The 14,151-nt window shown below is 66.8% G+C and carries 13 protein-coding genes; 2 read left to right on the plus strand and 11 right to left on the minus strand.

Annotated features, from left to right (window positions below; genetic code table 11):
• Nucleotides 1-67 precede the first annotated feature (67 nt).
• From ACSUZC_RS14175 to ACSUZC_RS14210, 8 genes are read right to left on the minus strand one after another with little or no spacing between them, the layout of a single operon-like run.
• Nucleotides 68-1,240, minus strand: a complete 1,173-nt coding sequence (locus ACSUZC_RS14175) for an MlaD family protein (protein WP_439029170.1) — start codon at nucleotides 1,238-1,240, stop codon at nucleotides 68-70.
• Nucleotides 1,237-2,391: an MlaD family protein gene (locus ACSUZC_RS14180; protein ID WP_439029171.1), complete on the minus strand. Its 1,155-nt coding sequence runs from the start codon at nucleotides 2,389-2,391 to the stop codon at nucleotides 1,237-1,239. The genes ACSUZC_RS14175 and ACSUZC_RS14180 overlap by 4 nt, the downstream gene beginning before the upstream one ends.
• Nucleotides 2,388-3,509 (minus strand): MCE family protein, encoded by a 1,122-nt coding sequence (locus ACSUZC_RS14185; protein ID WP_439029172.1) that lies wholly within the window; start codon nucleotides 3,507-3,509, stop codon nucleotides 2,388-2,390. The genes ACSUZC_RS14180 and ACSUZC_RS14185 overlap by 4 nt, the downstream gene beginning before the upstream one ends.
• Nucleotides 3,503-4,492 (minus strand): MCE family protein, encoded by a 990-nt coding sequence (locus ACSUZC_RS14190; RefSeq protein WP_439029173.1) that lies wholly within the window; start codon nucleotides 4,490-4,492, stop codon nucleotides 3,503-3,505. The genes ACSUZC_RS14185 and ACSUZC_RS14190 overlap by 7 nt, the downstream gene beginning before the upstream one ends.
• The gene (locus ACSUZC_RS14195) at nucleotides 4,489-5,523 is read right to left on the minus strand and encodes an MCE family protein (protein ID WP_439029174.1); all 1,035 of its coding nucleotides are present in this window, start codon (nucleotides 5,521-5,523) and stop codon (nucleotides 4,489-4,491) included. Before ACSUZC_RS14195 ends, ACSUZC_RS14190 begins: the two co-directional genes overlap by 4 nt.
• Nucleotides 5,520-6,863, minus strand: coding sequence for an MlaD family protein (locus tag ACSUZC_RS14200; RefSeq protein ID WP_439029175.1), 1,344 nt, complete (start codon nucleotides 6,861-6,863; stop codon nucleotides 5,520-5,522). Before ACSUZC_RS14200 ends, ACSUZC_RS14195 begins: the two co-directional genes overlap by 4 nt.
• Nucleotides 6,864-6,873: 10 nt before the next feature.
• Nucleotides 6,874-7,740, minus strand: a complete 867-nt coding sequence (locus tag ACSUZC_RS14205; protein ID WP_439029176.1) for an MlaE family ABC transporter permease — start codon at nucleotides 7,738-7,740, stop codon at nucleotides 6,874-6,876.
• Between the two features lies 1 nt (nucleotide 7,741).
• Nucleotides 7,742-8,599, minus strand: a complete 858-nt coding sequence (locus tag ACSUZC_RS14210; RefSeq protein WP_439029177.1) for an MlaE family ABC transporter permease — start codon at nucleotides 8,597-8,599, stop codon at nucleotides 7,742-7,744.
• Between the two features lie 354 nt (nucleotides 8,600-8,953).
• Between ACSUZC_RS14210 and treZ the strand changes: the two genes are divergently transcribed.
• The gene (gene treZ / locus ACSUZC_RS14215; RefSeq protein WP_439029178.1) at nucleotides 8,954-10,705 is read left to right on the plus strand and encodes a malto-oligosyltrehalose trehalohydrolase; all 1,752 of its coding nucleotides are present in this window, start codon (nucleotides 8,954-8,956) and stop codon (nucleotides 10,703-10,705) included.
• Nucleotides 10,706-10,754: 49 nt separating this feature from the next.
• Here treZ and ACSUZC_RS14220 read toward each other — a convergent pair whose 3' ends face one another.
• Complete coding sequence (locus ACSUZC_RS14220; protein ID WP_439029179.1) at nucleotides 10,755-11,081, minus strand: hypothetical protein; 327 nt, start codon at nucleotides 11,079-11,081, stop codon at nucleotides 10,755-10,757.
• Between the two features lie 161 nt (nucleotides 11,082-11,242).
• A complete protein-coding gene (gene ilvA, locus ACSUZC_RS14225; RefSeq protein WP_439029180.1) occupies nucleotides 11,243-12,619 on the minus strand; it encodes a threonine ammonia-lyase IlvA in 1,377 nt (458 codons plus the stop codon).
• Between the two features lie 238 nt (nucleotides 12,620-12,857).
• Here ilvA and ACSUZC_RS14230 point away from each other — a divergent pair, with 238 nt between their 5' ends.
• Nucleotides 12,858-13,835: an SMP-30/gluconolactonase/LRE family protein gene (locus ACSUZC_RS14230; protein WP_439029181.1), complete on the plus strand. Its 978-nt coding sequence runs from the start codon at nucleotides 12,858-12,860 to the stop codon at nucleotides 13,833-13,835.
• On the opposite strand, the gene ACSUZC_RS14235 is transcribed toward ACSUZC_RS14230, so the two are convergent.
• Entirely contained in the window at nucleotides 13,778-14,047 is a 270-nt protein-coding gene (locus tag ACSUZC_RS14235) for a hypothetical protein (protein WP_439029182.1), read from the minus strand. The genes ACSUZC_RS14230 and ACSUZC_RS14235 overlap by 58 nt on opposite strands.
• Between the last annotated feature and the right edge of the window lie 104 nt (nucleotides 14,048-14,151).

The following is a 14,151-nucleotide window of genomic DNA, read 5'->3' on the forward strand; positions in this document are numbered from 1 at the left end:
CGCAACTTGTCTGTCGTCTGGTGCCGAGCGGCCGTCTGAGTCGATCGGCCGTCCGGGTGAGCGGCGGTCACTTGTCGAGTGGCACGGTGCGCGCGTTCGGGTCGTAACCCGGCGGCGGGCCCGCAGTGTCGTCACCCGGCGGTCGCGGCGCGTTGGCCGAACCACGGATCTGCTGACGCGGATCCTCGGTCACACAGTACAGATTCGTCGGAATGGTGAGTTCGAGGATCTGGGTGGGCCGACGAGGCGTCACCGGGTAGTTGCAGCTCGGCCGCGGGTACACCGAAGCAAGTGCCCACCAGGCACCGTCGTGGAACATGGTGAGGCTTTTGATACTCGCGTCGCGGATCGCCGGCAGGAGCGTGGCGAGCGCCGGCGCCCGCAGCGCGCCCTGCTGGGCGATGTCGACGAACTGCTTCGTCACGTCGGTGACCGGATCGGTGAGCTGAGTGATGGAACCGGCAAGACTCGTGAACTGGGACGGCCCGCGGTCGAGGAGCGTCCGTAGTTCCTTGTCCGATGCCGCCGCCGAGTTGACCAGACTGCTCAGGCCCGCCACGGTGCCACTGAGGTCCGGCTGGATCTGAGCTGTCGTCTTGAAGATCGTGCCCGCGTTCTGGATGAACTTGGTGGTCTCGGGCAGCGCCGTGTAGAGGTCGGCGAAAATCGTTCCGCCGGAGTCGAAGATCACCGACAGGTCGTTGGTGCCGTCCTCGGAGTACAGCGCGATCTTGAGATTGTCCACGGCCGAACGGAGTTTCGCCGGGTCGATCTGATTGATCAGTTCGAGCGAGGATTCCAGTAGCTGGGAGAACGGGACCGTCACCTCGGTCTGCTCGGCCCTGATGACGTCGCCGTCTTTCAGGTAGGGACCATCGGAGGTCGGCGGCTGGAAGTCCACGTACTGCTCACCGGCCGCCGACAGACCCAGCGCGGCGACCACGGCGTCCCGGTTGATCTTGTACCGGTCGTCGACCGACACACGGACCTTGACCGAGTCGGGCTGCACCTGAATGGAATCCACGTCGCCGACCCGGGCACCGCGGAGGGTGACTCCCGAGGTCTCCTGCAGGCCACCGGAGATGGGGAACTCGATCGTCAGCGAATATTTGTCGGCGAACGGCTGCCACCGCAGCACGCCGAGGGCGAGGTACGCCAAACCGACGACCATCACCATCACGAGGGCGATGTTGCCCACGAGCACCGAATTCCTGCGCAGGACGCCGAACAGGCCGCTCATCCGCAACACCCCCTCGTCCCAGTGATCCGCGCCAGAATGCGGGTGAGTGTCTGCTGCAGCGCCGCCGACGCCTCGTCGACGTCCTGGACCTCGGGAAGCCTGCTGGCCGAATCGAATCCGACGCCCGGGGTCAGCCAGTACACCTTCGCCGACACCGCGGCCGCACTACCCGGAGTGGACTTGACCCACTTCGGCGTGAGCGTGTGCAGGTTGTCGGCGAGAGATCCGAGCGGTCCCGCTGCCTGCCGTAGACCGGCCATCACCGTCGCCAGATGCCCGAGCATCTCGACGAGGTTGTCCTGGTCGGTGTCGAGGAAGTCGTTGGTCGCCGCCGTGACCTGCTGGGTCTTGTCGAGGGTGGTCAGGATCGTGCCGATCTGCCCGTTGAGCGCCTCGAGAGCGGGGCCGAGCTTGTTGATCGACGCCATGATCTGCGCGCGCCCGTCGGCGAGTTGCCCGGTGAGGACGCGGGTACTCGCCAAGGAGCGGTCGACCGCGGCCGAACTCTGATTGAGCTTGCGGATGCCGGTCGTGAGGCCGCGGATGGCGCCGTTGAGATCCGACGGGTTGGTCGACACCGCACTGCTGAGTTCGGTGAGGATGACGGTGAGCGAGTTCAGTGAGCCACTGTCCACCACGCCGCTCATGCTGATCAGCAGGTCCTCGACGGTCGCGGCGGCCGAGGTCGGACCGGTGAGCGTGTCACCGTCGACCATGTACCCGTCCCGGGCCTCGATCGCCGGCATCAGCGCCACGAAGACATCGCCGAGCGGCGTCGCCTGGCGTAACTCGGCGCCGGTCCCCACGGGCAGTTTGGTCTTCTTGCTGACCTTCATCGTGACGATGGCCGTGTAGTCCTTGGCGACGAGATCGGTGACCTGCCCGACGTCGGTGCCGTTCAACTTGACCTTGGCCTGCGCGGGCAGGTTCAGCGCGTTGTCGAAATTCGCCTTCAGGGTGATCGAGTCGCCGATCCCGCCCGGTGCGGGCAGCGGGATCTGCTCGACGGTGAGGCTCGGGAGCACACCACAACCGGTGAGCCCCATGAGAGCGGCGACCAGCAGCGCGAGAACGCCGCCGCGCCGCGCGCGACGGCCCGAACCGGGCGCCCCGGGCCGGGTGTCCAGGGATTCCTTGGTGGCCGCTCTCATTTCGTCAGCTCCAGCATGGCCGAGTAGATACCGAGATCGGGGCCGAAGTCCTTGAGCTTGCCGGTGCGGCAACCATCCTTCTGGAGGTTGATCGCCTCACAGAACTCGGCCAGCAGCTCGTTGTCCACTAGAGACTTGTCGAGCAGCGCCTGTGCACGCCAGGCGCCCTGCTCGGCCGAGATCGAGTTGCTCAGGTTCTGGAACAGCAGCGGGCCCACGTCGATGGTCTCCACCACCTGACGCGAGTAGTCGCTGAGATTCGCGGTCAGTGCCGCGAGCCGGTCGAACGACACGGACATGGTGTTCGTGTTGTTCTGCAGGAACGCGGTGGTGTTGAGCAGTGTCTGGTTCAGGTTGCGCAGTGTGGCGAGAAGACCCGGCGACTGGGCACCGAGCAGTTCCGACACCTCGTTGACCGACTTGGAGAACGCCGTCATCTTGGGGTAGTTCTGCACGAGCTTGGTGGTCAGTGCCTCGATGGTCTCGATGATGTCGACGAGTGCATCGCTGTTTCCTGCGACGACATCGGAGGCGGAACCGAGTTCGTCGAGTGCGGCCCGGATCTCCTCACCGTTGCCCGTCGCGATCCCCGAGGTGATGTCGATCATCTCGGCGAGCGGCCCCGGGCCGTCGCCTTGTCCCTTCAGCGCGACCACCAGACCGTCGATGGCGTCGAACAGTTCGCCGACGGACACGGGACTCTTGGTCTCCTTGAGCACCGCGCCGTCCTCGAGCTTCGGCCCGCCCTGGTAGGCGGGAGAGAGCTCGACGTGGCGGGTGGTGACGATCGAGGTGTTCACGATCGCTGCCGTCGCGTCCGCGGGCACGGGGACCTCGTCGTCGATCGTCATGGTCACCTTGACCCGTTCGCCCTGGGGTTCCACGGCGGTCACCTGACCGACCGGCATGCCGAGGACGGCGACGTCGTTGGTGACGTAGAGGCCGGCCACGTTCTCGAAGTAGGCCGTGACCTCGATCGCCTGACCGACGGCCGCTTTCCAGCTGCCGGGGATCATCGAGCAACCGGATAGTCCCAGGATGCCGAGCAATGCGACGCCCACCAGCACGACAGGACGCCGCGCTCCGTTGGCGCGCACAGTGTTTCGCGATGTCAGCATCCGTCCACCACCCGGGCTAGGCACAGCCAGTTGTCGGGGAAGATCCCCCAGGGCAGGTAACCGTTCGCGTACGGACCGTCGCCGATCACGTTGTTCGTCAGGCGTGCGGTCACCGGCAGGATCTCCAGGAGCTTGCGCAGGTTGTTGCGGTTCTTCTCCAGGCCCTGGGTGATCGTGTTGAGGTTCGCCATGAGCGGGGCGAACTGGTTCGCGTTCTCACCGGCGACCGCGCTCGCCTGCTCGGTGAGTTCGGCGATGCCGTCGAGCATGCGGGTCACGAGATCCTCACGGGCGACGATCTTCTGGGTCAGGTCGCGACCCTGCCCGACGATGATCGCGAGCTGCGCCTGATTGTCGTTGACGATGTTGGTGATCGTCTTGGTGTCGGCGATCAGCTGGTTGATCTGGTCCTTGCGATTGGTGATGACCTTCGACATCTGCGTCAGGGCCTCGAATGTGGGCTCGGTGATCGCAGGGACGCCGGCCAGCTGCCGGTTCAACGTCCGGATGCTCTCGGAGAGGGTCTTGTCGTCGATACCGGTGAGGATCGGAGCGCCCTCTTCGATGGTGCGTTGCAGGTCGTAGGGCACGGCGGTCTTCGCGATGTGCCCGTCGGGTGCCTCTTCGGGCGAATTCCCCAGCGAGACATCGATGTAGCGCTGCCCGAGGAGCGTCGACATCTTGATCTCCGCCGACCCGTCCGCGGTGACCCGCACGTCGCTGTCGACCTTCATGGTGATCGCCACATGATCACCCGCCAGCTCCGTGTCGGTGACCTCGCCGACGTTGATGCCGGCGACCCGCACCTTGTCGCCGGGCCGGATTCCTCCGGCTTGGGCGAAGTCACCCGTCAGCGTCTTCTTGCCCAGGTGCGCACCCGCGAGCGCGGTCACACCCAGCAGCAGGGCGATGATCACGACGGCCCCGATCAGACCGAACCACACCCGCCTGTTGTCGCGGAAACTCCTCCGGAACCAGCTCATCGGCACACCACCGAGTGATTCGTTCCGCCGATCTTGTTGAAGATCCCGGGCGGCAGCAGCACGTCGCCGATGGCGATGTCGAGATCGCATGCGTAGATGTTCAAGTATGCACCCTCACCGAGCACGAGCGGGAAGTGACCGAGGAAGACCGGGGCGTCAACGGCCATCCGGTCGAGTTTGGCGCCGTTCTCGATCAGCGTCCTGGTCGCCAGCCTGCCGTCGGTCGCGGCGTCGGCGAGGCTCTGCCGGCTGCGACTGAGGACGTCGGCGAAACCGCTCGCGGTGCGCCCGATGTCGGAGACCGCACTGCCGAAGGCCGCCGAGTTGGAGTTGAGGTTGGCGATCAGCGCGGACATGGATTCGATGACCGTGCCGAGCTGGCCGCCCTGCCGGGACAGGTCGCGCATGACCGAACTCAGGTTGTTGATGATCGCCCCCAGCACGACGTCGCGGTTGGCGGTGTCGTCGGCGAGACGGCCCACCTCGGCGACGGTGTAGCTCAGCGACACGGAGTTGCCCTGGAACGCCTCGAGCAGACCCTGCGACAGCGCATTCACCTGTTCGGGGGTGAGTGTCTCGAACACCGGCTGGAAGCCGGCGAGCAGCTTGGTGACGTCGAAGGAGTCCTCGGAGGGCAGTTCGAGGGTGGCCCCGGGGTCGAGCGGCCGGCTGTCACGGCCTTCGACGAGTGTCAGGTTCAGGTACCGCTGGCCGATGAGGTTCTGATAGCGGATCGCCGCGCGGGTGTTGGTGAAGACCGTCTGGTCGTTCTGGACCTCGAAGGTGACACGCGCCCGGCCGTCGTCGAGGTCGATCTTGTCCACGCGTCCGACGCGAACGCCGGCCATGCGGACGTCGTCGCCGGTGGCGAGTCCCGAGGCATCGCCGAAGAAGGTGGTGTAGCTGTTGGTCGTACCCGACACCGAACGTTCCAGGGTCGAGAAGATCACATAGGTCACCAGCAACGCGGCGATGCCGAAGATGGTGAACCCGATCAGCGGTTTGCGGATCGAGCCTGAGGCCGCGCTCATCGTCCCCCTCCCTGGCCGTCGGTGTTCTTCTTCTGGGGACCGTCGGCGGCGTCTCGAACCTCGAGCGACTGGACGAGCGGTCCGAGCATGATGGTGTCCGCGGCCGAGGGCGTACGGCGCAGCACCGCGCCGAGCGTCTTGTTGTCCGCGTCGGTGGTCACGTTGCCGACCGGACGGTTGCGGCGCATCCCGTCGGACGGGTAGATCGCCAGCGGACCCGACATCGTCGGCCCGGTACCCGTTCCCGGGCCCACACATCCGGGTCCGCGGAGGGTCCCATACGGGCCGCCGTCATAGACCGGGCAGTTCTGCCGCGTGTAGCGCTGGAACGCCCCGAAGCTGACACCGGCGTTGAGCGTCACGTGCCCGTTGACACCGGTGAACACCGTCAGCACCCGGGCGGCGAGATTGTTCAGCGCGATGATGCCCTGCGGCAACGAGTTCGGTTCGAGCACAAGTGCACCCAACATCCGGTTCAGATCGGTGACGAGGCGCTGACCCCCGTTGCCGCTGCGGGCGAACAGCAGCTGGGTCTGATCGAGCAAGCCCTGGCTGGCGGTGAGCACCGCGGTCAGGTCGCGCTGCTTCTCGGCGATGGTCACCGCCGGGATCACGCTGCGCCCGAGTGTGTCGAGCAGTTGCGGGGCCGATTGCGACAGGCCCTTCATCGCGTTGTCGAAATTGTCGAAACCCGGTGGCGCCCCGGGCGGGAACTGATTGTTGATCGAGTCGAAGTAGGTCCGCAGCACTCCTACGAACGAACCGAACACAGAGCCGCCACCCTTCAGCGCGTCGGCGATGGTCCCGAGAACCTGGGCCAGCTCCTCGGGCGGGACGGCGTCGAGGATCTGACGCAGTTCGTTCTGTGCGTCCTGCAGCTTGATCGTCTCGAGCGAGGTGTCGGCCGCGATCACGTCGCCGGCGGCGAGGCGGTCACCGTTGACCTCACCGGGTGCCACGAGCTCGACGGAGTTGACGCCGAACAGGTTCGACGGAACCGTGCGGGCGGTCACCGCGGCCGGGATGCCGTCGGCCTGCGCAGGCTCGATGTCGATGCCGACCTTCTTGATCACGTTCGCGGCATCGGTCTGGGCGGCATCGTCGACGGCGATGGACTTGACCGACCCGACGATCAGTCCGTTGAAGCGGACGTCGGCACCGGTGGCGAGTCCGTCGCCGACATCGACGAGGTCGGCGGTCACGGCCACGGTCTTGCTGAAGGTCCCCTGGTACCGCATGAACAGCAGGACGAAGATCACCAGCAACACCAAGAGAAATGCGACGCCACGCAGAACGTATTGCAGCAGCGAGGGATTGCGCCCGTCGGTCGCGATGTTCACGGTCTCCCCCTCATCCTGAGATCTTGATCCCGGGCGACGTGCCCCAGAACACCAGCGTCATGACCAGATTCGCGAACACGATCACGATGATCGCCAAGCGGATGGCGTGTCCCGCGGCGACTCCCACACCCTCGGGACCCCCGGAGGCGAAGTAACCGTAATAGCACTGGATGAACGTCGTCAGCAGGACGAAGACGATCACCTTCACAAACGAGAACAACATGTCCCACGAGACGAGGAACTGGTTGAAGTAGTACAGGTACGTGCCCTCGCCCTGCCCGCTCTGCAGCATGAACATGAACTGGCAGGCGAGGTAGTTCGCGGCCAGCGACACCGAGTAGAGCGGGACGATCGCCAGCACGGCGGCGCACATGCGGGTGGTCACCAGATACGGCAGCGGACGGATCGCGATCGCCTCGAGGGCGTCGATCTCCTCGGCGATTCGCATCGACCCCAGCTGCGCGGTGAAGCGGCACCCCGACTGCGCGGTGAACGCCGTCGCGGCGAGCAGGGGCGCGATCTCGCGGGTCGTCGCGAACGCCGACAGACCGCCGGTCACCGGCGACATACCCAGCAGGTTGAGCGCGGTGTATCCCTCGATGCCCACGGTGGCGCCACCCATGACCCCGAGGATCACCATGACGCCGACCGTGCCGCCGCCCACGACGATGGCGCCGTTACCCCACGCCACGTCCGCGAGCAGACGCCAGACCTCTTTGCTGTAGTGGCGGAAGGCGAGCGGGACCGCGGCGATGGAGCGGACCAGGAACGTGATGAGGTGCCCCATCGCCGCGAGCGCGTCGCGAGGACCGCGATACACGGACTTGGCGGCCTCGAGCGGCCGCAGGGCCGGTGGCACATACCGAGACGCGGCCATCTCACACCACCTTTGCCGGGAACAGGATCGTGAACAGCTGCGTCAGGATGACGTTCACGGTGAAGAGCAACAGGACCGAATTGACGACCGCGGCGTTGACCGAGTTGGCCACACCAGCGGGTCCGCCCTTGGTGGAGAGGCCGCGATCGCAGGCGACAATCGCCACGATCGCGCCGAATATCACCGCTTTGGCCAGCGCGAACATGAGGTCGGCGGTGGTCGCGAAGGACGCAAAGGTACCCGTGTAACTGCCCGGCGTACCGCCCTGGAAGTACACGTTGAAGACGTAACCGGTGATGAAGCCGACGAAGCACACGAAGCCGCAGAGCAGGAAGCTGACGACCATGGTCGCCAGCAGACGCGGCGAGATCAGACGTTCGATGGGGTTGACACCCATGACGCGCATGGCGTCGATCTCGTCGCGGATGGTGCGCGAACCGAGGTCGGCGGCGATGGCCGACCCGACGGCGCCGGCCAGCAACAGTGAGGTGACCAGCGGCGCACCCTGACGGATGACACCCAGGCCGGTGGCCGCGCCCGAGAACGACGTCGCGCCGACCTGACCGGCGATGTTGGACACCTGGATCGAGACGATCACACCGATCGGGATGGCGACGAGCAGCGTCGGGAACACCGACGTACTGGCCATGAAGGCGCACTGACGGACGAACTCCCCGAAGGGGAAGCGTCGTTTGGCGAGGTCGGCGAACAGCGTCCGGAACACCTCGACGAACATGCCCAGCTGGCGTCCGAATGTGTCGAACGACGCCACGACGTGGCCGTCGAACCACGACCGCACCGCACCCGGCCTCTTGCGACCGACCTCCTCGTCATCCGAGGTGACTGCGTTTGTGCTCAATCCCTACCCTTGCGTCTCGGCTAACCCGTTCACCGGCCGTCAGGTCTCGACGGCGCGCGTCCGATCGGACTCGCGTCATCGTTTCCGCAGAACTGCGTCGCGTGCCCCCCGCGGGCTAAGCGTCGCGGGTAACGTACCCCATTTCTCTGGTGCAAGTGTGTCCGGCCTCACAGTAGCGCCCGACTGCAGTGTTCCGAGGTTCGACATACCTTGCTTGATGTGACGAATCCCCCGACCGCTACCGCTGATGACCAGAGCACAATAACTTGGGCGGGCGACCAACGGGAACAAAACCTATCACTTCGTTCCATTGCGAGTCCGTTCCGGTCGCCGCGCGCCCTGCACGAGGTACGCGTGTGGGCCCCGAATGCCCAGGTGGTGGAGCTCGTCGTCGAGCCGGATGGGCCCGGCACGCCTCGAGGATCGGTGCCCATGACGGCAGAGACCGGCGGGTGGTGGCGGGTCGATGCGGGAGCCGCGCTCACCGCCGGGCCCGAGGCCCGATATGGCTTCTCGGTGGACGGTGGCCCGGCCCGACCGGACCCGCGCTCGGTGCGGCAGCCCGAGGGCGTCCACGAACTCTCAGCGCTGTTCACCGTGGACGACTCGATCTGGCACGACGGCGACTGGCGGGGGCGCGACATCCGAGGTGCCGTCGTCTACGAGCTTCATCTCGGCACGTTCACCCCTGAGGGCACGCTCGCCTCCGCGATCGAGCGCCTCGACCATCTCGTCGGACTCGGCGTCGACTTCGTCGAACTGATGCCGGTCAACGCGTTCAACGGTGCGCACAACTGGGGATACGATGGGGTCGGCTGGTATGCGGTGCAGGAGACCTACGGCGGACCGGCGGCGCTGGCCCGCTTCGTCGACGCCTGCCACGGCAAGGGACTCGGCGTCGCTCTCGACGTCGTCTACAACCACCTCGGACCGTCGGGCAACTACCTACCCGACTTCGGCCCCTACCTGAGCCAGGGCGTCACGTCCTGGGGATCGTCGGTGAATCTGTCCGATCCGGACTCCGACGAGGTGCGCGCCTTCATCACCGGCACGGCACTGCGGTGGTTCACCGAATTCCACGTCGACGCGCTGCGTCTCGACGCCGTCCACGCACTCGCCGATCATCGGGCGGTCCACATTCTCGAAGAACTCGCGGCGGCGACCGATGCCCTGGCGGCCCAGCTCGGGCGGCCGCTCTCCCTGATCGCCGAGAGCGACCTCAACGACCCGCGAATGATACTGCCGCGCAAGGTGCACGGCCTGGGGCTGACCGCACAGTGGGATGACGACATCCACCATGCGATCCATACCCTGGTGTCGGGCGAACGGCAGGGTTACTACAGCGACTTCGGGAGCTTCGACTGCCTCGCCAAGGTGTTGACCGGGGGCTTCTTCCACGACGGCACCTATTCGTCGTTCCGGCGGCGGTGTCACGGCCGGCCGATCCCGACCGACGTCGTCCCGGCGTCGGCGCTACTGGCCTATACGTGCAACCACGACCAGATCGGCAACCGCGCGATCGGTGACCGGCCGAGTGCCTATCTCGACGGCGGGCAGCTCGCCATCAAGGCGGCCCTGGTCCTGTTGTCCCCGTTCACCCCCATGCTCTTCATGGGCGAGGAGTGGGCTGCGGCAACACCTTTCCAGTTCTTCACCTCCCACCCGGAACCGGAGCTGGGCCGCGCGACCGCGGAGGGACGCAAGTCCGAATTCGCCGAACACGGCTGGGACAGCGACGATGTGCCCGATCCGCAGGATCCGGGGACCTTCGAGAGGTCGAAACTCGACTGGGCCGAACTCGACGAGCCCGACCACGCGCGCGTCCTCGACTTCTACCGCGCCCTGATCTCGCTGCGCAGATCGGAACCCGCTCTGCATGATCCGCGATTCGCATCGGTGTCGGTCGACTTCGACGAGAACGCCGGATGGTTCACGATGGAGCGCGGCGACTGGACGGTCGTGTGTGTGCCCGGTGGGACACCGGTCTCGGTACCGATCACGATGGATGTCCGATTGTCCTGGGAGGCAGTGGAATCGGCGGACGGTCGACTCGAGTCGCCGGGCCACAACGTGGTCATCGGGGTGCGTACCCACACCGCCTCATAGCCCGAAACCGCGGTGACCGCGGTTTCGGGCTATGGGTCGGAGGGTGGGGTCAGACGGCGTCGCCGCCGTCGATGCTGCCGAAGTCGCCGACCTCGACGTTGCCCTCGTCGTCGACGGCGGTGTCGAAGGTGCCGTCGGCATCGGTGTCGGCCACGGCGATGTCGGTGTATCCGTCGGCGTCGGTGTCGGCTTCGATGATGTCGATCTCGCCGTCGGCGTTGGTGTCGTAGGCGATGGAGTCGGCCTGGCCGTCGCCGTCGGTGTCGAGGACGGCGTCGGTGGTGCCGTCGCCGTCGACGTCGGTGAGTGCGGCGTCGACGCTGCCGTCGCCATCGGTGTCGACGAGAACGGCGTCGGCGGGGATCTCAGTGCTCATGGTGTGGGGCCTTCCAAGTGGTGTGCAGTGCTTCTGGGCGGTTCATGTACTTGGAGGCGGCATCGGGCCGGAATGTTCCCGGGTCGACGGGAGTCGTTCGAACGGCCGACGTGGTGGGCCGAACAGGCATGCTCACATGACGGTGGAGATCACCGCAGAATTCAGGTCAGGTACTCGTACGCCGGCGAGCCGGGTTCGAGCCGCTCGCAATGGAGTCGGGACCGGTCCATGCGCTCCATGAGACCGCCGAGACCGTCCCGATGGCCGAGCTCGACGCCGACGAGTGCGGCGCCGGTCTCCCGGTTGTTGCGCTTGACGTACTCGAACATCGTGACGTCGTCGTCGGGACCGAGGACCTCGTCGAGGAACCGGCGCAGCGCGCCGGGCTCCTGCGGGAAGTCGACGAGGAAGTAGTGCTTCAGGCCACGATGCACGAGCGACCGCTCGATGATCTCGCCGTACCGGGAGACGTCGTTGTTGCCCCCGGAGATCAGACAGACCACCGCGGCGTCGTCGGGCAGCTGCAACTTGTCGAGGGCCGCGATCGCGAGCGCGCCCGCGGGTTCGGCGATGATGCCCTCGTTCTGGTAGAGCTCGAGCATCGCCGAGCAGATGGCGCCCTCGTCGACGTGCATGATGTGCGCGGAACCCGCTGCGGGCGAGAACGATTCGTCCGGCAAGATGCGGGTCGCGGGAGTCGAGGTGATCGTGGACAACACCGGATGGTCGCTGACGGTGGCACCCAGCTGCGCGAGCACCCGATGCCCGATGGTGCCGATCCGTTTGACCGCCGCACCGTCCACGAACGGGTCGATCTCGTCCAGGGTGACCGGTCCACCGTTGACCAGCGCGGCACTCAGCGACACCGCACCGGTCGGTTCGACTCCGATGATGGTGACGTCATCGGACAACCCACGGAAGTAGGTCGCCATCCCGGCCAGGCACCCGCCGCCGCCCACCGGGGCGACGACGACATCGGGTACGCGGCCCATCTGAGTGACGATCTCGTGGGCGATCGTGCCCTGGCCTGCCGCGGTGCGCGGATCGTCGAACGCGTGAATCCACGCCGATCCCGTCCGGATCACGTCGTCCTGCGCGGCGGCGGCAGCGGCGTCGTAGGTCTCCCCGACCGCCTTCAGCTCGACGAAGTCGCCTCCGTGCCACAGGATCCGGTCCCGCTTCTGTTTGGGGGTGGTGGTCGGCACGTAGATCCGGCCGGGCACTTTCATGCTGCGACACGCGAAGGCCACGCCCTGGGCGTGGTTGCCCGCGCTCGCCGCGACCACGCCACGGGACAGCTCCGCTTCGGAGAGTTGCGCCATCACGTTGTAGGCGCCGCGCAGCTTGTATGAGCGGACGGCCTGTAGGTCCTCCCGTTTCAGGAAGATCTCCGCACCCACGTCGGCCGACAACCGGGGGCACGGTTCCAGCGGAGTACGGGCCACGGCATCGGCGATGCGGATCGACGCGGCTTCGATCGCGTCTACCGACAGGGCCTGCTGATGAACCGGGACGTGGTGCGTACTCACATCAGCCATGTTCTCACTGCCGGGCCCCGTTCCGTCGGTGCGGGTTGCGTTGAGGGTCGAGCTCATCCGGGACGACAGGCGGCGATACGGCGAACCGGCCTCATCGGCACCGGCGCAGGCGTCACACTGGACGAGCGCGTGTGAAAGAACGCGAGGCGGGTACCACACGAACGCCCCACCACCCGGTCGGCGACCCTGTCGACCTTCGGATGCCGGAGCACGACCACAACTCACCCGGGAGCAGCCCATGACATCTCGCTCACCCATCCGTTCACGACTGCCCCGATGGGCAGCCCTCGCCGCGGCCGTCGCGTTGACCGCCGGGCTCGGTGCTGCGGTCGCTCCTGCTCCGGCGTCCGCGGCACCGGTGTGTGCCGGTGCCGGACAGACTCCTCGGCTCGTCGGTTCCGTTCCGGGTGCCGCGCTCGAGGGTCTGACCGTCGACGCAGCCGGACGGCTCTACACGACCGATCTGATCTCGGGCCGCGTCTACCGCCTCGCCGGGCCGGGAGCCCCCGCGGTTCCGATCGCCCGGGTTCCCGGTGGGAGCGGAGCGGGTGCGCTCGCGTGGACACCGGGCGGGACCCTGCTGGTGGGCTACGGCGCCGATCCGCGCGTCATCGTCGGAGACGCCCTGCGTCACGCCGGCATCGCACGCCTCGACGTCACCAGCCGCGCACTGCGCCCCTGGGTGTCGGGATTGTCCGCGGCCAACGGGATGGACGTCTCTGCACGCGGAAACGTCTACGCCACCAACGACTTCGGCAATCTCATCGGACGGGTGACGCCGAACGGGGCCGTCCAGGCCGCCTGGGGAGCGCTGCCGAGCGCCAACGGGGCGGTCCTCGGCCGCGGGGACGGGTGGCTCTACGTGTCGCGGACCTTCGTCAACCCCGGGGTCAGCCGGATCTCGACAACCAATCCCGCGGTGGTGCAGAGCCTGCTGAGCGTCGGTGCGCCGTCCACTCCGGACGGTCTCACCCTGGATTCGCGCGATCGCCCGGTCGTACCGTTCAACGCCACCGGCGAGATCGTGCGCATCACCTCACCGGGACGCTACTGCGTCCTCGCGACAGGGCTGCCGACCTCGAGCGTGGTGTCGTACGGACGTGGGAACCGTGGATTCTCCGCAGGACGGCTCTTCCGGGCCGGGTTCGACGGCCGGATCTACGAGATCCCCGGCGGATTCGACGCCGGTGCGACCGCTGCCGTTCCGGGCAGGTAACGCTCGCCCCACCAGACGGCGAGGACCACGACCCCGGTCAGCCAGGCCGTGACCTGGGGCGATCCCAGGACAACCAGTCCGAGCACCGCTGCGACAAGGCCCGCGACAACCGCGTGGGCCTTGTGCGCAGGCCACCGCACGCCGAGAACATCGACGGTGCGTCGCTCACGCGGCGCGGGGCGAGCGGGGTTGACGTCGATCAGTGTCGTCATCGCGAAACCACTCCCAAGCCGGTCGTCGTACAGGACGTGACGTCGAGTATAGCGTCCAGCGAAGGAAAATGTTCGGTGGCCCGAACTTGCGGTGTCGGCCGACC

Source organism: Gordonia terrae (assembly GCF_051789125.1).
Classification (GTDB): domain Bacteria; phylum Actinomycetota; class Actinomycetes; order Mycobacteriales; family Mycobacteriaceae; genus Gordonia; species Gordonia terrae_A.

Excerpts from the sequence above, each read along its gene's own strand:
- ACSUZC_RS14185 (WP_439029172.1), bottom strand. The coding sequence starts at position 3,509 with ATGCTGACATCGCGAAACACTGTGCGCGCCAACGGAGCGCGGCGTCCT.
- ACSUZC_RS14220 (WP_439029179.1), bottom strand. The coding sequence starts at position 11,081 with ATGAGCACTGAGATCCCCGCCGACGCCGTTCTCGTCGACACCGATGGC.
- ACSUZC_RS14180 (WP_439029171.1), bottom strand. The coding sequence starts at position 2,391 with ATGAGAGCGGCCACCAAGGAATCCCTGGACACCCGGCCCGGGGCGCCC.
- ACSUZC_RS14235 (WP_439029182.1), bottom strand. The coding sequence starts at position 14,047 with ATGACGACACTGATCGACGTCAACCCCGCTCGCCCCGCGCCGCGTGAG.
- ilvA (WP_439029180.1), bottom strand. The coding sequence starts at position 12,619 with ATGGCTGATGTGAGTACGCACCACGTCCCGGTTCATCAGCAGGCCCTG.
- ACSUZC_RS14190 (WP_439029173.1), bottom strand. The coding sequence starts at position 4,492 with ATGAGCTGGTTCCGGAGGAGTTTCCGCGACAACAGGCGGGTGTGGTTC.
- ACSUZC_RS14175 (WP_439029170.1), bottom strand. The coding sequence starts at position 1,240 with ATGAGCGGCCTGTTCGGCGTCCTGCGCAGGAATTCGGTGCTCGTGGGC.
- ACSUZC_RS14230 (WP_439029181.1), top strand. The coding sequence starts at position 12,858 with ATGACATCTCGCTCACCCATCCGTTCACGACTGCCCCGATGGGCAGCC.
- ACSUZC_RS14195 (WP_439029174.1), bottom strand. The coding sequence starts at position 5,523 with ATGAGCGCGGCCTCAGGCTCGATCCGCAAACCGCTGATCGGGTTCACC.
- ACSUZC_RS14205 (WP_439029176.1), bottom strand. The coding sequence starts at position 7,740 with ATGGCCGCGTCTCGGTATGTGCCACCGGCCCTGCGGCCGCTCGAGGCC.